Annotated in this window: 17 protein-coding genes; 4 read left to right on the forward strand and 13 right to left on the reverse strand. The window is 49.9% G+C overall.

Annotated elements, in window-relative coordinates:
• Window positions 1-3 precede the first annotated feature (3 nt).
• The 6 genes from folC to fabB all read right to left on the reverse strand — a co-directional run bounded on the left by folC (window position 4) and on the right by fabB (window position 9,504).
• Complete coding sequence (gene folC / locus EZV61_RS16800; RefSeq protein WP_131417116.1) at window positions 4-1,248, reverse strand: bifunctional tetrahydrofolate synthase/dihydrofolate synthase; 1,245 nt, start codon at window positions 1,246-1,248, stop codon at window positions 4-6.
• 13 nt (window positions 1,249-1,261) lie between these two features.
• Complete coding sequence (gene accD, locus EZV61_RS16805; protein ID WP_114339923.1) at window positions 1,262-2,137, reverse strand: acetyl-CoA carboxylase, carboxyltransferase subunit beta; 876 nt, start codon at window positions 2,135-2,137, stop codon at window positions 1,262-1,264.
• A 173-nt stretch (window positions 2,138-2,310) separates the two neighbouring features.
• A complete protein-coding gene (truA, locus tag EZV61_RS16810; RefSeq protein WP_131417118.1) occupies window positions 2,311-3,093 on the reverse strand; it encodes a tRNA pseudouridine(38-40) synthase TruA in 783 nt (260 codons plus the stop codon).
• A gap of 65 nt (window positions 3,094-3,158) precedes the next feature.
• Window positions 3,159-6,656 (reverse strand): FimV/HubP family polar landmark protein, encoded by a 3,498-nt coding sequence (locus EZV61_RS16815; RefSeq protein WP_131417120.1) that lies wholly within the window; start codon window positions 6,654-6,656, stop codon window positions 3,159-3,161.
• Between the two features lie 303 nt (window positions 6,657-6,959).
• On the reverse strand, window positions 6,960-8,093 hold the full coding sequence (locus EZV61_RS16820; protein ID WP_131417122.1) for a 4-phosphoerythronate dehydrogenase: 1,134 nt from the start codon (window positions 8,091-8,093) through the stop codon (window positions 6,960-6,962).
• Window positions 8,094-8,289: 196 nt separating this feature from the next.
• Window positions 8,290-9,504, reverse strand: coding sequence for a beta-ketoacyl-ACP synthase I (gene fabB, locus EZV61_RS16825; RefSeq protein ID WP_114339951.1), 1,215 nt, complete (start codon window positions 9,502-9,504; stop codon window positions 8,290-8,292).
• A gap of 147 nt (window positions 9,505-9,651) precedes the next feature.
• Between fabB and mnmC the strand changes: the two genes are divergently transcribed.
• From mnmC to EZV61_RS16845, 4 genes are all read left to right on the forward strand, one after another.
• Window positions 9,652-11,715, forward strand: coding sequence for a bifunctional tRNA (5-methylaminomethyl-2-thiouridine)(34)-methyltransferase MnmC2/FAD-dependent 5-carboxymethylaminomethyl-2-thiouridine(34) oxidoreductase MnmC1 (mnmC, locus tag EZV61_RS16830; RefSeq protein ID WP_131417124.1), 2,064 nt, complete (start codon window positions 9,652-9,654; stop codon window positions 11,713-11,715).
• Between the two features lie 147 nt (window positions 11,716-11,862).
• The gene (locus EZV61_RS16835) at window positions 11,863-14,280 is read left to right on the forward strand and encodes a diguanylate cyclase (RefSeq protein ID WP_114339918.1); all 2,418 of its coding nucleotides are present in this window, start codon (window positions 11,863-11,865) and stop codon (window positions 14,278-14,280) included.
• Window positions 14,281-14,406: 126 nt separating this feature from the next.
• The gene (locus EZV61_RS16840; RefSeq protein WP_131417126.1) at window positions 14,407-15,894 is read left to right on the forward strand and encodes a glutamate-cysteine ligase family protein; all 1,488 of its coding nucleotides are present in this window, start codon (window positions 14,407-14,409) and stop codon (window positions 15,892-15,894) included.
• Complete coding sequence (locus EZV61_RS16845; RefSeq protein WP_165569649.1) at window positions 15,891-16,961, forward strand: M14 family metallopeptidase; 1,071 nt, start codon at window positions 15,891-15,893, stop codon at window positions 16,959-16,961. The genes EZV61_RS16840 and EZV61_RS16845 overlap by 4 nt, the downstream gene beginning before the upstream one ends.
• A gap of 79 nt (window positions 16,962-17,040) precedes the next feature.
• Here EZV61_RS16845 and EZV61_RS16850 read toward each other — a convergent pair whose 3' ends face one another.
• From EZV61_RS16850 to EZV61_RS16880, 7 genes are all read right to left on the reverse strand, one after another.
• The gene (locus EZV61_RS16850; protein ID WP_131417130.1) at window positions 17,041-17,553 is read right to left on the reverse strand and encodes a GNAT family N-acetyltransferase; all 513 of its coding nucleotides are present in this window, start codon (window positions 17,551-17,553) and stop codon (window positions 17,041-17,043) included.
• A gap of 163 nt (window positions 17,554-17,716) precedes the next feature.
• Complete coding sequence (locus EZV61_RS19485; protein ID WP_165569650.1) at window positions 17,717-17,869, reverse strand: beta/alpha barrel domain-containing protein; 153 nt, start codon at window positions 17,867-17,869, stop codon at window positions 17,717-17,719.
• 485 nt (window positions 17,870-18,354) lie between these two features.
• Entirely contained in the window at window positions 18,355-18,660 is a 306-nt protein-coding gene (locus tag EZV61_RS16860; protein WP_130567554.1) for a DUF6506 family protein, read from the reverse strand.
• A gap of 145 nt (window positions 18,661-18,805) precedes the next feature.
• Window positions 18,806-19,240: a hypothetical protein gene (locus tag EZV61_RS16865; protein WP_131417132.1), complete on the reverse strand. Its 435-nt coding sequence runs from the start codon at window positions 19,238-19,240 to the stop codon at window positions 18,806-18,808.
• A gap of 102 nt (window positions 19,241-19,342) precedes the next feature.
• Window positions 19,343-19,648: a hypothetical protein gene (locus EZV61_RS16870; protein ID WP_130567551.1), complete on the reverse strand. Its 306-nt coding sequence runs from the start codon at window positions 19,646-19,648 to the stop codon at window positions 19,343-19,345.
• 722 nt (window positions 19,649-20,370) lie between these two features.
• Window positions 20,371-21,966: an ABC-F family ATPase gene (locus tag EZV61_RS16875; RefSeq protein WP_114338930.1), complete on the reverse strand. Its 1,596-nt coding sequence runs from the start codon at window positions 21,964-21,966 to the stop codon at window positions 20,371-20,373.
• A 203-nt stretch (window positions 21,967-22,169) separates the two neighbouring features.
• Complete coding sequence (locus tag EZV61_RS16880; protein ID WP_131417134.1) at window positions 22,170-22,406, reverse strand: TIGR02647 family protein; 237 nt, start codon at window positions 22,404-22,406, stop codon at window positions 22,170-22,172.
• Window positions 22,407-22,544: the final 138 nt, after the last annotated feature.

Below are 22,544 nucleotides of genomic sequence, written 5' to 3' on the forward strand. Positions count from 1 at the left end.
TGCTTAGGCTGATATCTCGGCGACAGTGTAAAACGAGCCAAAAACGATTACCACATCACCCGCCGAAGCATGTGCTAAGGCGTGATCATAGGCATCTTTCACTTGCTCAAAACGGTCGCTGGACGAGCCAAGCTCGGCTAACTTATCTTCTAATAGATCACTCGTCGCGCCGCGCGGAACATCCAAACTAGCAACGAGCCATTGATCGACCGTCGGCAGCATTACCGATAGCGTCGCGGCAATATCTTTGTCCGCCAACATCGCCACGACAGCAATCACCTTACCGTCACCTTTCAATGCTTGTAACCGCTTGTTTAAGTAGTTAGCAGCATGGGGATTATGGCCAACATCAAGCACCACAGTTGGCTGTTGGGAAATAACCTGAAAGCGACCAGGAAGCACGGTATTAATCAACACCTGCTTAACCAGCTCAATGTCGGGCATCAGCTTCAGTTGATGCAAAGTCATCAACGCAGTGGCAGCATTCGCCAACGGAATATTCGGCAGTGGCAGTCGCTCCAACAGCTTACCTTCCGTTTGCCAGTACCAACTGTCCTGTCGCTTCTTATAGTGAAAATCCTCGCCCACAAAAGCTGGGATAGCCTGCTTGAGTCGACTCTGTTCGAGCATGGTGGATGGCACATCGGGTTCGCCAATAATGGCAGGCTTGTTGGCGCGGAAGATACCGGCCTTCTCAAAACCAACAGATTCACGGGTGTTACCAAGAAAGGACTGATGGTCCAGGTCGACACTGGTGATCACGCTGGCATCAGCATCAACAATATTGGTTGCATCCAGTCGACCACCTAAACCCACTTCCAGCAGGGCGACATCTACATCGGCTTGAGCAATTAGCCATAAGGCAGCCAAGGTACCAAACTCAAAATAGGTCAGCGCAATATCACCCCGAGCTGCCTCTACAGCAGCAAACGCTTGGCAGTGTTGGCTGTCCTCTAACTCCTTACCATTGATACGAACACGTTCGTTGTAATGTCTAAGGTGAGGTGAAGAATAGATACCCGTCGTCAGCCCCTGTACCAAACAAAGGTTTTCCAACAGAGCAACCGTCGACCCCTTACCGTTAGTGCCACCGACCAACAATACTGTTGGTGCTGGCTTAATTAACGATAAACGCGCCGCCAGCTTGGAGACACGCTCCAGCCCCATCTCAATTTCAGCGGGGTGCAGCTTTTCCAAATAACAAAGCCAGTCCGCAAGGGACTGGCTTTCAAAACGTTCATTTTGCATCAATGGGATCCGACTACTCGCTTACAGCCGCTTCGGTGCTCGGTTTATCACTGAGTTTTGCCAATACACGGGCCAAGGTGTCACGCATCTCTCGACGATCTACGATCATATCGACGGCACCGTGCTCGACCAAAAACTCACTGCGTTGGAAGCCCTCTGGCAACTTCTCTCGCACCGTCTGCTCAATAACCCGTGGTCCAGCAAAACCAATCAGTGCTTTCGGCTCAGCAACATTTAAATCACCTAACATCGCTAAGCTCGCCGATACACCACCCATCGTGGGATCGGTTAAGACTGAGATAAACGGTAGGCCTTTTTCACTCATTTTTGCCAAAGCAGCACTGGTTTTAGCCATCTGCATTAACGAAAACAACGCTTCCTGCATCCGAGCGCCACCACTGGCTGAGAAGCAGATCAGTGGACGATTTTCAGCCAAGCAGACCTCAACGGCTTTTACAAAGCGAGCACCAACGACCGACGCCATTGAGCCGCCCATGAAAGAGAACTCGAATGCTGCTGCAACAATTGGCAACCCTTTCAGCTCACCTTTCATCGCTACTAATGCATCTTTTTCACCCGACGCCTTTTGCGCCGATGCAATACGCTCTTTATATCGCTTGGTGTCTTTAAATCTCAGAATATCTCGCGGCTCAAGTTCACTACCCAGTTCTTCCCGTGAACCGGGATCCAGGAAACTATCCAGTCTAGGGCGAGCATGGATGCGCATGTGATGGGTACACTTAGGGCATACCTCTTGATTGCGCTCTAACTCCGCGCGATAAAGCACCTGTTCGCAGGCTGGACATTTAGTCCAGATCCCTTCAGGAATATTTCGACGCTTAGTCGAACCGCTTTTGCTCTTGGGAAGAATCTTCTCAATCCAGCTCATTATTTCCCTCTGTATCGTCCGCTATTACTGCTGCTATGACAGTTTTAGCTCAACAAAATTCATTGCAAAACACCGGGTTCCGGCAAAACTGTCCAATTTAATCACAACCTGCCCCCTAAACATAAGAGAAAACTGGTCATACCCCATCATCACGCACCCAAAAAAACACCCTATTAGGCTAAAAACAGCGGCCCCATCGGCGTTTTTGGCAAATCCCACTCATCAGGATAGCTGACATCAACTAAATAGAGGCCATTAGGTTTTGCCGTTGCACCTGCCTGACAACGATCTTTTGCCGCTAAAACATCGGCGATCCAAGTAGTCGGCGCTTCACCTTCCCCGACCACAATCAAACTTCCAACAATATTGCGCACCATATGATGAAGAAAGGCATTAGCTTTTACATCAACAATAATATAGCTGCCACGGCGTTGCACAGTAATATGGCTGAGGCTACGCATAGGAGAGTTCGACTGGCAGTGTACAGCGCGAAATGAGGTGAAGTCATGCTCACCAACCAAGCATTGCGCCGCAATGTGCATGGCTGCCGCATCCAGTGGCATATGGTAATGACTAACGCCGCGGCGCAAAATACCGGGACGCAGACGTTCATTAAAAATGATGTATCGGTAACGACGGGCAAACGCGGTAAAGCGTGCGTGAAAATCATCACTGACCAGTTTGCCCCAAGTCACGGCGATATCATCGGGTAGCTTCGAATTCACCCCGAGCGTCCACGCTCCCATATCGCGCTCAGCACTGGTATCAAAGTGAACAACCTGACCGGTTGCATGAACCCCAGCATCCGTCCGTCCAGCACACACCAGCTCGATAGGTTCATTGGCGATCGAACCTATCGCTTCTTCCAACTTCTGTTGCACACCTAACGCGTGGCTTTGGCGTTGCCAGCCGGAATATTTAGCACCATCGTATTCGATGCCAAGGGCCAATCGCATAAAACACCGTCTCGATAAAACGAAAAGGCCGGTATTATACCGGCCTTTGCAAATTCCGCGAGTCGCTACTGATTCAATCTTGAAAGTAACAACTGCGCTTCCACTCTCTGATCTTCAGAGCCCTTTTCAATCACTTCGTTGAGTATAACCGTTGCCCCTTCAGGATCATCGATCTCAATGTAGGCTCGGGCTAAATCAAGCTTGGCGCTATACCCATTGTCGTCATCAACATCCATCTCCCGGGCATCAGGGGCTATGTCAGCAAAACCTTTCAGAGCCTTAGCTACACCGCCCGAATGATAAGGTTCAGTCGGACTACCGCTCTCCTGCTCTGGCGTATCCATAATGCTGTCGATATCGATATACCCTTCAGCATCAGCCTGCTCACCCGTTCTCTCTTCCGTTTCACTAGCGAGAGATAGGTTTTCGCTATCATCAACTTTAGCCGGTGATGGCTCATCATCCAACGCTAACGAAAGGCCAAGATCCTCTTCCAGAGACGGCGCCCGCTCTGCTTCTGACTCTTCTTCCTCTGGCAACTCAGCCACGGCATCATCAAGAGACAGTGAAAGGCCACTATCATCAATACTGTCCGCTTCTGCCAATAGAGCGTCCAGATCATCCGCTTCTTCCAACGCAGGCGCTGTCGTTTCAGCGGCTGGCTCGGTTTCATCGGCAAGTGACAACTCATTTAGCAGTTCGTCAGCAGAGACCTCATCTAGACGTTCAAGATCTTCACCGGCCGGAGACTCGTCCAATGCTTCGGCAAGGATTTCATCGTCACCACCAAGGCTGAGATCTATCTCATCCTCAGGAAGAGGTTCATCTTCCAGTGCTAATTCATCAAGGTTAAAATCCGCCAACTCAGCGTCACTTGCTGACAGTTCCTCATCATCAACCGTGAGATCGACATCTTCAACGCTAAGGTCTGCCTCATCCGCGGCGTCAACTAGTGACAGCGCATCTTCGACCTCTTCAGTTTCATCAGCAACGATCGCCTCATCGCTACTCTCTTGCTCGGTCGCTTCCGTCAATAGCGCATCGAGGTCATCAATTTCAGCCAGCGTGTCGGTAGCAAGTTCTTCATCAGCCAACGCCAGCTCGGCGTCATCAATAGGAGCTTCACTATCCGCAAGCGCTTCCAACGCATCATCGACACTGACGGGCTCGGCCGCTTCAGCCAGTAAAGCATCTAAATCATCGACCTCAGCAAGCGTATCGCTTTCGAGAGGCGCCTCTTCTACTTCGAGATCTTGGCCTGATTCCTCTTCCGTTGCTGCGGCTAACAAAGCATCCAGATCATCGCCATCATCTGCCAGATCGATCTCTTGCTCTGCAGTCTCTTCAGCTGCAGGCTCGACAACGTCACTCTCAGGTTCAGCCACATCAGCTGCAGCTAACAAAGCATCTAGATCATCGCCATCACCTGCCAGCCCCATCTCTTGCTCTGCTGTCTCTTGCTCTGCTGTCTCTTCAGCTGCAGGCTCGACAACGTCAGCCTCAGGTTCAGCCTCATCAGCTGCAGCTAACAATGCATCTAGATCATCAGCCTGATCAGGCTCTTGCTCTGCAGCCTCTTCGGCAACAAGCTCTGCAACATCACTCTCAGGCTCACCTTCACCAGTGGCGGCTAACAATGCATCAATATCATCAAGGTCAGCATCGACATCTAAATCATCGACAATCTGCTCCTCAACTTCTTCAACCTCTTCGGCGCTTTCCGCCACCTCATCTTCGCTAGCAGAGGCAAGTAGAGCATCAATATCATCAGTATCGACAGCGGCTTGTTCATCGCTAACTTCTGTCTCGACGGGTTCCGCGGCAGCACTATCATCCTGCGTCGCAGCCAACAGTTCGTCTATATCAAGCTCATCAGCACTGGCCTCTTCAGACTCCTCGGCAACTTGTTCAACCGGCTCATCTACTGCCCCGGCTTGTGCCTCAGTTTCTGCCAATAAGGCATCAATATCATCGACATCCACCGGCGCGTCAGCAGCTTCTTCTGCAACCGCCTCTTCGCTATCGTCTTCTTCACTGACACTGGCCAACAGAGCGTCTAAGTCATCCTGCTCAACGGCTGTATCAACCATATCAACCGCTTCGTCACTACGCTCTTCAACGCCATCAGACAGATCAAGCTCCGAATCAGCAGAAGCAGGCTGAGTCGAAGCGTCATCTTTTCCCGACGAATCCTCGTCAAAATCAGCAAGCAAGCTATCAATGTCATCTAGGCCTAATTCAGCCTCGTCAATCTCCTCACTTGCAGGCTCCGGCGCAATCTCAGTGTCATCAGACAGTTCAATCGCATCACCCAGCTCGTCTTCGAGGATCTCATGAGCCGCTTCATCGCCGAACAGTTGCGATGCATCCGCTTCACCAAGATCGGCCAACAGATCGTCATCATCGTCGTCAACCAATACCGACTGTTCAACATCATCCTCGAGATCAAATGCGTCCAGTTCATCCAAGCCTGCAACCTCTTCCTCAGGCAAGGCTTCTGGCGCACCAATGGTATCGGCTTCAACCGTATCTGTAGGCAGCTCTGTCGCCACAGTGCTCTCTTCTGCTGGGCTATCACTGCGGTTTTTACGCAGCAACCAGAACGCCAGCAAGCCGATGAACAAGACGGTTGGAATGGTAGTCAGCAAGGCGAGTAGCCCCTGACGCTCCATCAACCACTGATCCCAACTTTGATCAGCCAACTTTTGATCTTCAATTTGCGTCAGCTCACCCACTTGTCTTTGCGCCTCTAACAAGTCAGCTAACTTCTGCTGCAACACTTCCTCTTTGCCCACCTGCTCTTTTAGCAGTGCCAACTCTTTGTTTGCACTTTCGAGTTGCAGGCGTAAACGCGCGTTCTCAGCACGCAGGGTTTCAACCGCCCCGCCAGCTTGCGCTAACTCTGTTGATAAGGTTTCACTGCGCAGGTCTTCGACCTTTTCCATTTTTTCAACTTGCTGCTCAAGTACAAGTTTCTCTTGTCTCAGGCGCTCTTTCTCCGCCGCAGCCGCGGCTTTCTCCGCTTCTAACGCAGCAAGTTTTTCCGCTTCTTTGGCTTTCTGTTTCTGCTCAGATTGTGCTTGCGGACCCCGTTGAGCCCAGTCATTAAAGCGAGCTTGAGCGTCTGCCGCGCTAAGCTGCTGGATCTGATCCATTGGTGGCACCATCAGCACACTGCCATTTCTTAGCCTGTGCAGATCACCATCTTCGAAAGCTGATGGGTTGGCATCATAGATCGCCATCATGGTCTGATAGATAGAGACACTGCTATCGGGACGCATTTTGACCGCGATGGACCACATGGTGTCATCAGGTACCACCGGGCCGAATGAGCGAACATCATAGGCATTCGCCTGGTCAGGGGCTTTTTGTCCACCCTCACCTTTGATCTCTACACGAGCATATAGGTCTTTATCGGTCGCCAAGGGCGCTTCAATCACACCCAACTGCACTACGTCATGGCTTGCACCGGGTGACGGTGTGTTGGCATATCCCAGCGAAACACAAGAAAACGCTGAGCCAATCATTAGCGAAGTCAGCAATACGCGCGGCATAAATTTCATACAACAGTCCTGATCTGGTAATCGGCCATACTAAGGCTTTCGGCACATCTTGTTGTTAACTTGAGGTTATCCCAAAGTAACAAAAACTTAAGATGGCCTGACTATAAGATAGTGTTTGGCCATTATCTATCAATGAGTAAGGCGATTAATGTGGGGAGCGTCAAGCATTTAGCTGACCAATCACGTTGACCGGCAGCAAAAACAGCTAAGCGAAGCGTTTTGCGCGCCTTGCTAGTCAATGCGCACTACATAACTGAAGCTGCGTTTTCTACCAACTCAGCCATTAAAAATCGCGATATTCCCCTAGTCTGGGCGGGAGAAACCTAACTGATACAGTGGCGCTAGCTGCAGTGAAGTTACGGACGGATTACCTGTGATGACCGCCGATGATAATTCACGGCGTTCAGGATAAAAACGCCGTAACCAATCAAACCCCTTACCCGCCAATGCATGCTCTCGGAACAGCTTGTCATCTCGGCGCACATCATAGACCGCATGAACCAAACGTTGTACGATCTCTGGTGTGGGTGGCTGCCCCAAATTAAAACCGGCAATTTCTGGGTGTGGCAGAAAATCCTCAAGATGCTGACTGACTCTGCGTCCACAATGATCCGCAAACGCTTGATAAATCATCTCTGTACCCCGCGCTTTCCCTTCCAGCGAGTAACCAGCGATATGTGCTGTGGCCAACTCCACTAACGGCAATAGCTCTGCCATCACATGGGGCTCGTTCTCCCACACATCGAGTACAGTGGGCAGTTGTTTGCCTTGGGATAACACGCGGTACAGCGCCTTATTGTCAATAACTTCACCACGACTGGCATTGACCAACACAGTGCCAGGGTTAAGTGCTGATAGGAAAGCTTCATCAACCATATGGAAGGTTGGATATTGACCATCACGGGTCAATGGCACATGAAACGTGATAATGTCGGCTCTTGCCGCCTCTTCCAACGATACATATTGGCGAAACGCATCTGCAGGGGCTTTAAACGGATCACAAAGCAGATAGTTGATCCCAAGCGCCTCACATTTATCGATCACGCGAGTCCCAATATTTCCAACCCCAATAATCGCCACCGTTTTATCGCGCAGATTAAACTGGTGTTGCTGCGCCAAAACAAATAAGGCACTGATTAGGTAATCAGCCACCGAGTGCGCATTGCAGCCTGGTGCGTTGACAAAACTGATATCTCGACTCATCAACAATGACTTATCGACATGATCTGTACCTATGGTGGCCGAGCCAACAAACGAGAGTTTATTTGCTTCTGTTAGCAATGCTTCATTGACCTTGGTGACGGAGCGGATCATCAAACCATCAACATTTTTTAATTTTGATGGCGTCAGGTCACGCCCAGAGATTGCTTCAACCTGACCAAATTCGCTGAATAGCTGGCGCGCATAGGGCATATTTTCATCAACAAGAATTCGCATCTCACACTCACATCAATAGGCTTTGAGAGCTGGCACTCTAATCTGCACTTTCAAGGCTGTCCAGTTAGCGAGCAAGGGATTAGACAATAGCTTAGTCTAATTGGCTTTTTAATATTCAAATCAACTAAATAATACACCGCCTAAACGTAAAAAAGGGCCCTTAGGCCCTTTCAATACTGCGATAGCTAATCTGCAGTTAAGCTTCGTACTTGCTGAATACCAAGGTGGCGTTTGTACCGCCAAAACCAAAGCTGTTTGACATCACAGTCTTAAGCTCAGCATCACGGGCTTCAGTCACCACGGGTAAACCTGCGGCTTCTGGATCAAGCTCATCAATATTGATTGATGGCGCGATAAAGCCATTGTCCATCATCAATAGTGAATAGACCGCCTCGTGAACACCCGCCGCACCCAGAGCATGCCCAGTCATCGACTTACTGGCACTCAAGGCTGGCGCATTGTCACCAAACACTTCTTTAATCGCGCCCAGCTCTTTCACATCACCAACCGGCGTGCTGGTGCCATGGGTATTCAAATAGTCGATTGGGGCATCAACAGTATCCATCGCCTGACGCATACAACGTACAGCACCCTCGCCTGACGGAGCCACCATATCGTAGCCGTCAGAGGTTGCGCCATAACCTACAACTTCACCATAAATTTTTGCGCCACGGGCCAAAGCATGTTCGAGTTCTTCAACCACAACCATGCCGCCGCCACCGGAGATAACAAAACCATCGCGGCTGGTATCATACGTACGTGATGCTAATTCTGGCGTATCGTTGTACTTGGTAGATAACGCGCCCATGCCATCGAACTGCACAGCCAGAGACCAATGAACTTCTTCACCACCACCAGCAAATACAACATCTTGCTTACCCAACTGAATAAGCTCTAAAGCGTGGCCGATACAGTGTGCAGAGGTAGCACAAGCTGAACTCATCGAGTAGTTAACACCTTTGATCTTGAACGGTGTCGCCAAACAAGCGGAAGTCGTACTGCCCATGGTACGTGGTACCATGTAAGGCCCGACACGACGAACACCTTTTTCGCGCAAAATATCAGCCGCAGCAACCTGATTCTCGGAACTTGCGCCGCCAGAACCAGCCACGAGGCCGGTGCGAGGATTGGAAACTTGTGCTTCATCCAAGCCTGAATCTGCGATCGCCTGATCCATTGCAATATATGCGTACGCTGCTGCGTTGCCCATAAAGCGCATCGCCTTACGGTCAATATGTTCACTGGGATCGAGTTTCACATCACCCCAAACCTGACTACGCATGCCCATTTCAGCAAAGGATTCGGCCTTAGTGATACCAGAGCGTCCAGCCTTTAGTGATGCCAAAACCTCTTCTGCATTATTTCCGATACTGGAAACAATACCGATACCTGTGATTACCGCTCGTTTCATTGCCACAACCTTGATTCTTAATCCAACCGGGGATAATAGCCGCAAAGCACCATCAAACTGGTCGGCTTTCAGCGGCACCAAACACTACCTTCCTACTTACAATGCAGTAGAATAGCGCGTCTTGTCGCGTAATGGAGCTTTTTTTCAATGGCACAAAAGTTCAACCTCAGTCATGCACAACTTGATTGGTCTGATCCCACCACCCCGGTGGCCACTGAGTTTGATGATGTCTACTTCTCCAGAGCCTCAGGACTGGAGGAGAGCGCCTATGTGTTTATGGCGCAAAATCGTCTTCCAGAACGCTGGCAAAACAGTGACACCCCGTTGTTTGTCGTCGCCGAAACGGGGTTTGGCACCGGCCTGAATTTTTTGCTCACCTGGAGCGAATTCGAACGCTCCCGTGACGCCGCAAACGATAAGCCACACAGCCAACGCCTGCACTTCATCTCATTTGAGAAGTATCCATTACAGCCTGAGGATTTAGCCAAAGCACTCAGCGTTTGGCCACAGCTGCAACACTATATCGCGCCACTTTTAACCCAGTATCCGCCTGCCGTTGCTGGCTGCCACCGCCTGACCTTCGACCATGGGCGCGTCACCCTGGATTTATGGCTGGGTGATGTTAACGACTGGCTACCGCAGATCAATGCCAGCGCCAGCTCTCACCCTCATATCGTCAACGCCTGGTACCTGGACGGTTTTGCCCCGTCAAAAAACCCAGAGATGTGGCAACCCACACTATTCCAGCAGATGGCTCGACTGTCGGCACCCGATGCCACCGTCGCCACATTTACCGCCGCGGGCATGATACGCCGCTCGCTGATCGCCGCCGGTTTCGAGATGTGGAAAGTAAAAGGATTTGGCCGTAAACGGGAGATGCTGGCAGGCAAATACCAGTCTCACGATGACAGCATAACGGCCTCAACCGCACCGAATAGCAGCCAACCGGTCACCATCATAGGTAATGGCATCGCGGCAGCGACACTGGTTTACTCCCTAACCAAGCGCGGCATCAACTGCAAAGTGATCAGCCAAGACGAAACACCAGGCTCGCAGGCATCGGGCAACCGTCAAGGGGCTATCTATCCACTGCTACATGTTGAACTCGATGCTATCAGCCAATTTTTTACCCCTGCGTCGCTATTTGCCGTCCAGCAAACCCAACAGCTCGCCGAACATGCGAAGGCGCAAGGTGCTGAACTGAATTTACAGCTCAACGGCGTCTTGCAGCTTGCTTTCAATGAGCGCAGTCAACAACGCCAACAAAAGCTGCTGGCCAGTGCGCTATACCCTCCCGCACTGATGCACTCGGTAGATGCCAACCAGGCCTCCGAATTAGCTGGAGTAACTCTGCCCCATGCCGCACTGTTTTATCCAAATGCAGGCTGGGTCTCCCCTGCTGAACTTTGTCAGGCGCTATTCCGTTGGGCGGAACAAACAGGCCTGTTGGAAACTGTTCATGCCAGAGTTGAAGACATATCTGCAAGCAAACAAGGCTGGCAGCTCACCCTGTTGTCTGCCGACAACACGGCAAAAACCAGCAGTTATGCACTAAACCATACGCCATTGATTGTCTGTGCAGGTCATCAAAGCCAGCTAGGCCCATTAGGCTCCCTACCCTTAACGCCTATCCGTGGTCAGGTCAGTCACATGCCCGCCACCACAACATCGCAACCATTAAAACGCGTCCTTTGCTATGAAGGCTACATGACCCCTGCGGTGGCCGGTGAACACTGTATTGGCTCTAGCTTTAAACGGGGCAACCTCGACACCGAACTAAGTCCAACTGAAGCTGCAGAAAACATAGACAAGCTACAGCGCTGTTTGGCGCCTGCGCCGTGGACACAAACCTTATCGATGAGCCAACAGGGAAAAGTGGGCTTTCGCTGCGCTTCACCTGATCATCTGCCGCTGGTTGGTCCGGTGCCGGTTCAGACGACATTAGCAGAAGTCACCCTCAGTGATGGCCCGCAGTCTTTACCTGGGGCACCTATGCTGTGGACACTTACCGGGCTTGGCTCTCGCGGCCTAACGTCTGCCTGGCTATGTGCCGAGCAACTCGTTGCCCAGCTTGTGAGCGAACCAGAGCCATTACCCCTGAGCCAATCAAATAGCCTAAGTGCCAAGCGTTTTATCTGGCGACAACTCAAGCGCCAAGCAAAACAATCTGACAGCGCTAGGCACGCCGTCGACCATGGTAAGAACAGGTAAACGGCGGGGTTGCACCGTAACCCCTTCAGCCGCCGCAGAAAGTATTTAAGCAGCTCCTGTACAAAGCGCAACATCTTGCTAACATTACAAGATCAACTCACAGTGAGGCGTCCGCATGGAAGCAAGCCAACGTAATGGGAGCACAGGGTGAATTCTCGGGCAAAGCTAGCACTGCTTTTGACGATGTTTATGCTTTGGGGTCAACCCAGTCTGGCGGATGAACCGTCTTCTTCGCCAGTGACGGGGATGTCTACAGGCACGCCCATTAGCCTCACCGAACTAAAAGAGTTAGCCCGTCGCGACCCCACCGCGACCATACAACAGGGTAACCTGCTACTCGATACTCCGCTGTCCGCAGTAGACGCCGCCAACGTCAAAGTCGCTGTTGCGTGGGCATATATGCTGCAGGGGCAATATCCAAGAAGTGCGCTGTTAACCGAACAAGCGTTAATGGTCGCTGAACAACACAACCTGCCTCGATTACGTGTCGAAGCAATTAACCTCGAAGGGGCATTGGCCTTTCGCCAAGGACGCTTTGAGCAAGCAGAAGTCTATTTTCACAAAACACTGGCGATCGCCGACCAACATAAGTATCTGGACAGGCAGGTCAGTGCCCACTCAAACCTGGGCAGTGTCTACCGTAGTCTTGGCGAGCCAGTGCTTGCGCTCGACAACCTATACAAGGCGCTCAATTATAGCTACCAACTGAATGATCCCTGGCGCACCGGTGTCACCGAGGTGAACTTAGGGTTAATTTACAAAGACAACGCGCAGTTCAACAACGCATTAAACCGCTTTAATAATGCACTAGCCAGTTTTGCCAAAGCAAACAACGAATTGGCTGCCGTTTATCCGCTTGGCTATATTTCCGAGGTGTATCAAACACAAGGCAAATACCATGAAGCTTTGGACACAGCGTTAAAGACCCACGCTATTTGGCAACGTCATCAGGAGAAAGATGCTGTCGCACGTAGCCATCTAAATTTGGCAAAACTGCAACGCCTGCTGAAACGTAAAGATCTTGCTCAAAGCCACCTAGATTCGGCCAAGAGTGGTTATCAACAGCTGAATAATAGTAACGGTATTGCTAACGTGTTAATGGAGAGCGGTGAACTGGCGCTCGACCATGAACAGTACCAAAAGGCGCAGCAACACTTTCGTCAGGCACTGTCGCTATATCAGGCCGAGGATCAACGCAACGCTCAGCTTGAATCCTTACTTGCCATTGCCGAAAGCTGGCTGCTACGCAACCAACCGAAACAAGCGGAGAGTTTTCTCAAACGCGCCAACAACGACACTCTGAAAAATGCACCGCCGACACTGCAGTTAAAAACCGATCTATTAAAAGCCAGAAGCCGCTTACTGTTAGGGCGTTTAACTTCCGCCCAAACCTTTGCACAATCAGCAGCGGCACTGGCAGAACAGCTCGAGCTGCTTGAGGAAGCCAGTCAAAGCTACCAGCTCCTGACCGATATCTATCAGCAACAAAACAGATTCAAAGACGCCTTTTTTGCCCATAAGACAGCGGATAACTACACCAACCAACTGGCGCAACAAAATCAGAATACAAATTTGCAATTACTCAGAGCAGAACACCAACTGTCAGTACAATCGGAACAACTAGCGCAACTTAAATCAGGCAAACTGCAAGCAGAGCTCGCCCTTGCTCAGCAAGATTGGCAAAAGAAAAGCCTGCAAGCGACCATCGCTGTGTTATGCATTTTGCTCTGCCTGATCAGTGCGCTGGTTTACCAAAGCCGACGGCTCGCCAAAGCCTATGAAGATCAGAGTGAGCACGATCCCCTAACCAAACTTGGTAATCGCCGTTTTCTGCAGCACTGGCTCTCGATCCAGATACCGATCATGCGCCGCCGCTGGTTTCAACGCCGCTCATCGATCTACTCAAGTGCTGACATCTACTTCTTTATGATTGACCTCGACTTTTTCAAGGAGGTCAATGATAAGCACGGCCACTCCGCCGGAGACGAGGTACTGGTGCAGTTCAGCCGCCTCTGTACTAAGCTGCTGCGTGACAGTGACCAGCTGGTACGAATGGGCGGAGAAGAGTTTCTCTTGGTTGCCCAGCAAATAGATGAGTATGGCGCAGCACAACTGGCGGAAAAGATACGCCGAGTCGTCGCCCGACATAGCTTTATCGTCGCTGACAATCAGCCCATCAGCATCACCTGCTCTCTGGGCTTTGCACCGTTCCCTCTCGCCGAACAAGAACCAGATGAAGCGATGATTGAGCCCGCAATCATGCTCTCCGATCGTCTGCTTTATGAAGCCAAAGCCAAATACCGCAATGCCTGGTTGGGGTTAGGCACAAGCAAGAGCTGGCAGTCTCGGGAGTTGATGGATGCCGACATAGACGAGCTCTATGCCGCGCTGCATAGAAATGAAGTGCAGTTGCACAGTAGCCATCCGCTCCCAACCGAAGCCGAGATAGAAGCAGATACAGACGCGGGCACAGGGAAAGAAAGCCCCCGCACGACGCGTAATGCACCTCCCGCAGCAAAAACAAACACCGTTGCTCCGATAAAAAAATCGGACTCAACATCCTAATGACGGTTTGTCAGGCCGATCCGGCAGGCCGAAAAATGAAGCGGGTCAAATATTTCGCACTCTTTCGGGCAACCACCGCCCGCTGACATACACTGAGTTTATCCTTGATTTTTTATCGCAGGCTCTATGGGACAAGCCGTTGATAAGCATCATTTCTGTGCGGCTGATTTTGAGCGCTTTGCACAATGCCTTGAACAGGACATTGAAGCACTAGCATGCTTATTAGATAAACCAGATTTCGGCGTTGGCCCCTGCTCTCTGGGAGCAGAGCTTGAGTTGTACTTGGTCGATCACTGCGGCCACCCTCAACCATTCAACAAACACTTCCAAAAACTGGCGAACGATCCATTACTCACATTAGAACTTAACCGCTTCAACCTGGAATACAATCTATCCCCGGTACCCGCTGCGGGCACACCTTTTACCGCAATTCACCGTCAGCTAAACGAAAAGCTGGCTGAACTTCGTCATATTGCTGCGCCAACCGATACACGCATTCTCGCCATTGGCATTCTTCCCACATTAAGGCAAAGCGATTTCGGCTTAGCCAACATGACCGACGAACCTCGTTATCACGCCCTATCCCAAAGACTGGATGAGCTAAAACAAGATCCGTTTTATATCCACATCGATGGCGCAGAGCCGCTCAAATTACACACCGATTTTTTAACTCTGGAAGGTGCAAACACATCATTTCAGGTTCATCTGAGAGTAAATCCTAAAGAGTTTGTCGATCACTACAACGCCATACAGTTAGTTACACCGATCGCGCTTGGTTTAGCAGCCAACTCACCGACTCTGCTCGGCCATCGGCTGTGGCACGAAACCAGGATCACGCTGTTTAAACAGTCGATCGACTACCGAGACAGACATTCAAATCATTGGCGCCCACCCGCCCGTGTGGGTTTCGGTTGTGGTTGGGCACGCAAAAGTCCACTGGAACTGTTTTCCTCCAGCGCACGTCAATTCCCCGTGATGATGCCGGTTGACTACCATGAAACACCGTTGACTGACATCCAACAAGGTAAAACGCCCGCTTTAAGTAGCCTGCGGCTACACCAAGGCACGGTCTGGAATTGGAACCGTCCGGTCTACGATCCCGTTGCCGAAGGCCACCTAAGGATCGAACTAAGGGCTCTACCCGCGGGCCCTACCCCCTTAGATATGATGGCCAACGCCGCATTTTGCATCGGCATGGCGGTCGGCCTGCAGGATCAGCTCGAAGACCACTTGGTTGCCTTACCTTTTGAGCATGCGCGCTACAATTTTTACCGGTCCGCTCAGCACGGGTTAGACGCACAACTGGTATGGCCGTCTGGCCCACATGGGCAGTTGCAAGAGACCCCTCTAACAACGTTAGCGACAAAAATGCTCCCCGTTGCAGAGCGCGGATTAGCCACACTCGGGATCACCGCAGCTGAAATAGCACTCTACCTTGATCCCATCAGGATGCGACTAACCCACCAACAAAACGGTGCCATCTGGCAACTCAAGATACTAAGCCAGCTGGAACAAAGCCTTTCCCGCCACGATGCCCTACATCAAATGCTATGGCGATATTACGAACAGCAACAAATAGGCACCCCCGTAGCCCAATGGAGCAGCGAATTATGAGCGCGCCTATCCGCCCATCAAACGACACATACTCTCCGCTGTTATCCCGCTACATCATTCCCTATGGGCAACGCTTAGATAAAGCCACGACAGGGCATTCCGTCATCGAGTTCCTCCAGCAATGCGGAGGCCCGACATGGCTCACCATAGAAGGCGAAGACATCACCCGCTCGCGCGCCGTCGTCACCTTACTGCACGGCAACGAACCGTCAGGCGTCGAAGCTTTGTTTCAGTTACTACAGCGCGCCCTATCCCCTCCTGTCACCTGTCACCTGTTTATCGCCGTCATCAATACGGCGCTAACCCGGCCTTACTTTAGCCACCGCCATTTGCCTCAGCACCGCGATCTTAATCGCTGTTTTAACGGGCCCACCGACGATTTTCCAGGTCAGCTAGCAAGCGAGATCTGGCAGGTACTTACAGAGTTACAACCCGAAGCGGTCGTCGATCTACACAACACTTCGGGCTCAGGACCGGCATTTGCCGTGTCGGTCGAAGATTGCGCCATACACCAAGCCATCGCCTCTCTATTTTGCCAACGTATGATCGTCACCGACGTCAGGCTGGGTGCGTTAATGGAGAAGACTTCCACTCAGATGCCCATCGTCACCATTGAATGTGGCGGTGCCATCGATCCCGAGTCTCGCCAAGTGGCATTAGAAGGATTAGAGAAGTTTATTTGCGCAGCCAATGTGAGGGAGTACAGCCGTCAAGACTGGGATGTGGAACTGTTGCATCATCCATGCCGTGTCATCATCACCCCACAAATGAGCTTGGCAGTCGCTGAACAGGCGGTCAGTGGCGCGGATATTACGCTTCCGGGCAATATCGAACATCACAACTTTGGTCGTGTACTGCCCGGCACATGTTTAGCTTGGCTACAAGGAAATGATACCAGAGCCATCAAAGTGCTCGACGGTCAGGGCATCGACTTAACCAACGATTATTTTGAAAACCGAGCAGGTGAATTAACGCCTAAACAGCCACTAAAGCTGTTTATGATCACCACCAATATCCGCATAGCGCAAAGTGACTGTCTGTTCTATTTAGTCGCCGCGCCTTATTAGGCTGTGTTCTTTTATAAGGTATGGTCATTGCTAGAATTGGCTCACACAGAGTGCGACGCTCTCTCGCGGGGGACACTATTCACGCGGAACCGGTAGCAGGCAAACATAACACCAGCTCTTCTATCTGCTGATTTAATCCGGGGCAGAAAAAGCGCTGTTCCCGTTCAACTATAAAACCATTCTTCGCCAACACCCGTAACGAACCAATATTGCTTTTTGTCACATTGGCATACAAGGGTCTCTCAATCACGACATCTAGGAACAACGACAGCGCCTGTGTCGCTATTCCTCGCTGCCAAAAATCACAGCCCAACCAATAGCCTATTTTCCACTGTTCCTGCTGCAACCAACACACGACACTGCCCGCCACGCGTCCCTTATCTCCCCTCGCCACATCCGTTGCATCTAGTACCATAACGGTTTTCACTGTGGCACACGTATTCGATAACACGTTACTTTGCCAATGAGATAAAAACGCCTCACGGCTTCGCGGAACAAACTGGGCCACTTCGCAGGCTTTCGGTTCATTCTGTTGTTCAAATAACGTATCCATATCAGACGACAAGACGTCTCGGAGCCAAATTTGCGCCATAACAACCTCTTGTGCTCCTAAATAGATGACATCAACAGCGAAGCGAACCCGCCACAGTGAGTAAAGCACAATGCCCGAGCAATCCAACCCGAAACAGTGCTTTCAACTTACTTAACGCATGCAATGTGTTTTCCAGCACATGATGATGCTTAAACGCGGGTTATTACGCTTGAAACGAGAGTTTGCTACCAAATGCCCCACGCCAGTCTTGATCAAACTGCATACATGCCGATTGACTGCCAGGATGGCTGATCATCTGCTCAAGCACATCGACCGGCAACGTAATCGCACCAATTCCTGCCTTATAGCATTCCAACACTCACTGAACAGCGTATTAAGGTAGAGATAGCCTCCAGCACCTAAAATCACCCACGTTATCTTTTGAACCTAAGGCGCATCCATAAAATGAAAACTCACCCAGAGCAAAAACAAAAACAGTAAGGGAAAACAAGCAACGTACACACCATGAGCTTGCACTTTTCCACTCAACCAAAAACAGAGCAAAAGAACGACCGGATATGTCAGCGTTCCCCATAAGAAAAACAGGTTCATTATTCTGTTAAATAGGGGGATATCGATCGTGGATTGGCTACCCAACCCCATCAGGCTGGCGATAGCGACAAAGGGATACACAAGCAAAGGAATTGAACCTACAACCAAAAAAGCAATTCTGACGTACTCGACCATATCACTAAAACCTAACAGCACTGGAAATTAAGGCGTACGCAAAAACACACCGCAGGTGTCTCTGCGCGCTTGCGAGAAAATCATCCCGTTTACATTACAAAGAGTTAAAACATCCTACTGAAAAATTGCATCACCACTTTGGTAATCAAGGCCTGGGTGATTATCAAACCGAACGACACCAACAGCAGCCCTCCCCTCTACCGCCTGACTCACTCGGGCGACGCCATCACTGCCAAAACCACCACATAATTCAATCGCAGCAACGCCTTCTAAAACCAACTCCTTTGCTAATACCTCAGCGTCTGCGTAGTCTTTCACCCCAACACTAATGAGTTCAACCGCTGGCGTGTCAATACTGGAACGATGGGTTTTACGATCGGCTTCCGGTGCGACAAAAATGAATGCTGCTTTAAGTTTCATGTTAATTCCTTTTAGTGTTAAAAATAAGCGACTTAGCAAAGCGCACCGAATAATATGAAACTCAGATCAAAAACTGGCTTGTTTGACTTTGGTGTCTACTAGAACGGAGCAACTACAGCGATTGCTGCCTAAACTAGTTAGGCATTTAAGCTTGAAAAGTAACCTGAGACAAACCACTCTTAAGATATTCATAGTGTATTGAATGACCATCGAATATAACTTTAACCCACTTTCTATACTCGCCTAGGAATTCTGCCTCACCCTCTTGGAATTCAAGGTTGTTTAATTTCACATGCTCTAGCAGAGACGGCTTGTCTGAGAATTCATCAATGCCTAATTTTGAAAGACTTGCAGCCTGATATTCTTCTGTAGTATTCATAAAAACAAATATTGTCTTAAGAATTTGCTCATGATCAAATGAAAACTCAAGCCCTAAATCATAGATTGAACCATAGTATTTATCTTCTGTCCCTTCATACAATCGATCATAAGCGTAAACCACTTCAACTTCATAAAGTTCAAATAACTCGATTAACTCGTCTGACTTTAATGAAAGATTTAAAAGACTTGGTAGATTCATGTTCTTATGCCTAACGCCTTCGTTTTACGGTGAGCTTGCGAGTCCAAGGTCCTGCCGCGAAGTGTTGTATTTAGGGGGCTGAGGAAAGACTTTTTGTTAAGACTAGCCATAATCAATTGACTTGTATGGCCCCTTTTTGAAGTTCCTTTTAAAAATCCGAAACGATAGTCTAAATAACCAAAGTGCAAGCAAAACCATAAGTGGTCCGGTAACGACACCACCATATACAGCACCGGCTGAAAAACTCCCTTCAACCTCTACTTTATCAATTATTGCAATAGCAGAAGTTAGTAGTCCTTTAACACCTACAAACAGAAAAAGTAACGCAAATGGCAATGCTAAGATGGCAAATATGTTCGCAACCAGCAGGTTGAATACATTGGCGACTTTAAACCAAAATTCAGTCATTTTCTCTCCATTAGTCTTAACGCTTAAATCTAGCGAATCCCCTCATAATCCTTAGGAAGTTCATAAAAGTAGACGCGCACCCCGTGGTTTAATCTAATTAATTTCGCCAAAAACAAATCCTATCTCACCCTGCACGGAGGCAGTCGGGATGCCCGAAGTTCAAATCCTACACCAAATGCTTGCACAACAGTGCCCATAAATGCACAAAAAACGCCTGAGTTCACTGATGGTTGCGACTAAGTCGCTCGCGCTACCCTCGCCGTTACGATGTGCCGCTGTTAATCGACATGATCGCTGAAGTCACTTTATGGTGGCTAGGGCCCGTAGCCCAGCAGGTTGGATGGCAGTGCTACTTTCAGCCTAACACCATCAAAAAGCGGGCTATGTAGTCGTTGTTCGTTTAGGGAAGAAAGTACGAAGAGAACGCGACTTTGTTATCTCAGAGCTGCGAATACGGTCGACTATCAATGAATTCGTAAGACTGGTTCACACCGCCGGACTGAAGGATTTATAAGGTGACCCTCCAGCACCAAGCTAACGGGTAGTAACGTAGCGGCATAATAGCGAAGCACCGCGCGTTGGCACCACCAGTCCGTTAGACTTTATGGCACCAGATAAACAGCCTGTCGGACCTTAGGCAGAAGGTTTTAGCATTGCTTCGGCAACAAAAAAGGCGCTGAGTTCAGCGCCTTTTTTGAGCGTTAACCGCAGGTGATTGCGATTTACTCTTCGACACCCTGCGACTTCAGGTATTCGTCGTAAGTGCCGTGGAAATCGGTCACGCCATCTTCGGTTAACTCGATGATCCGCGTTGCCAAGCTGGAAACAAACTGACGGTCGTGACTGACGAAGATCAGGGTGCCTTCATACTGCTCTAACGCCATATTCAGGGATTCAATCGATTCCATGTCCATGTGGTTGGTCGGTTCATCCATCAGCAGAATATTTGGCGTTTGCAGCATCAACTTACCAAACAACATCCGCCCCTGCTCACCACCAGAGATCACATTCACTGATTTCTTGATATCGTTCTGCGAAAACAGCAAACGACCCAAAGTACCACGGATCACCTGCTCGTCATCGGCCTCTTTGCCCCACTGATCCATCCAGTCGTAGAGGTTCATATCCTGTTCAAACTCACTGGCGTGATCTTGAGCGTAGTAGCCGATATGACTGTTCTCAGACCATTTTATTGTGCCCTCTTTCGGCACTTTACGTCCGGCTAAGGTGTCTAACAGTGTCGACTTACCAACACCGTTTTGGCCGATCACGGCAATACGTTCACCCACTTCCACCAACAGATCCAAGCCTTTAAACAGCAGCTCACCGTCGTAACCTTGTCCCATTTTGCTCACTTCCAGGGCATTACGGTAAAGCTTCTTCTCCTGGGTAAAGCGAATAAATGGGTTCTGGCGGCTAGAGGCTTTCACTTCTGCCAGTTGGATCTTGTCTATCTGTTTGGCCCGCGACGTTGCCTGTTTCGCCTTAGAAGCGTTAGCAGAGAAGCGAGCAACAAATTGCTGCAACTCAGCGATCTGCGCTTTCTTCTTCGCGTTGTCGGCCATCATCGTAGCGCGCGCTGCAGTAGCTGCCGCCATGTACTCGTCATAGTGACCAGGGAACAAGCGCAGTTCACCGTAATCCAGATCGGCCATATGCGTACAAACACTGTTCAGGAAGTGGCGATCGTGAGAGATAATAATCATGGTGCAGTTACGTTGATTCAGGACCCCTTCCAACCAACGGATGGTGTTGATATCCAGGTTGTTGGTCGGTTCGTCAAGCAACATCACATCAGGATCGGCAAACAGCACCTGAGAAAGCAGTACCCGAAGTTTCCAACCCGGCGCGATCTCGCTCATCGGGCCAAAATGCTGCTCGACCGGAATGCCTACACCCAATAGCAACTCACCCGCACGGGCTTCGGCGGAATAGCCGTCCATTTCGGCAAATTCGGTTTCCAGATCGGCCACCCGCATACCATCTTCTTCACTCATCTCTGCCATGGAGTAGATGCGGTCACGCTCTTCCTTTACTTTCCAGAGTTCCGCATGACCCATAATCACTGTATCGATCACGGAATACTCTTCATAAGCAAACTGATCCTGACTCAGTTTGGCTAAACGCTCGTTGGGATCCAACATCACTTTGCCGGAGGTAGCTTCCAGCTCGCCACTGAGGATCTTCATGAAGGTGGATTTACCACAGCCATTGGCACCAATGAGACCGTAGCGGTTACCACCACCAAATTTGACTGAGATGTTCTCGAACAGCGGCTTTTCGCCGAACTGCATGGTGATATTGGCGGTTGAGATCACAACAAAACTCCATTGACTGGATTGAACGAAAAAGTATTAGGTGTTAAGAGGGTGGCAGACTACACAGATAGTGCCAATTGGGCAATCCAGAATGCGTTTTTTTAAGGGGAGAAAATGCAGATGGAACGGTCGTTCACTGCGGCTTATATCAGCAGCAAACGACCTCTTTTCTTTGCGCTTAAGGGGTTAACACACAAAGCTGACTAGCTGGTCATCAGCAGCGACGCCATCGCTTGCGCGTGCTCTGCTGTTTCTCTTCCTAAATCGGTTAAATAGCCACCATCTGGCATGGTCACTAAGCCTTTATTATGTAATCGCTGAGTGGCTTCAATCACCTCAGGGGCTGCATCATGGTGAACTTTTATTCCTTCAAGCGTTGTATCGAGATTAAAGCGGCACAAAATGTTCAACTCTTGGATTGTGTCGGCGGTGTAAGGCATAGTCGATCCCATCAATGTTGGTCTTATAAGAAATGAAATTACGATTGAGCATAGTGCAGTCAGACGAATTTAAAAAAGATCTGGATCATGCCGATACAGGCAAGCATTAAGACTCTGTGACAGAGTACGCAGTTGCAA

It is taken from the genome of Corallincola luteus (assembly GCF_004336975.1).
GTDB classification, from domain to species: Bacteria; Pseudomonadota; Gammaproteobacteria; order Enterobacterales; family Neiellaceae; genus Corallincola; species Corallincola holothuriorum.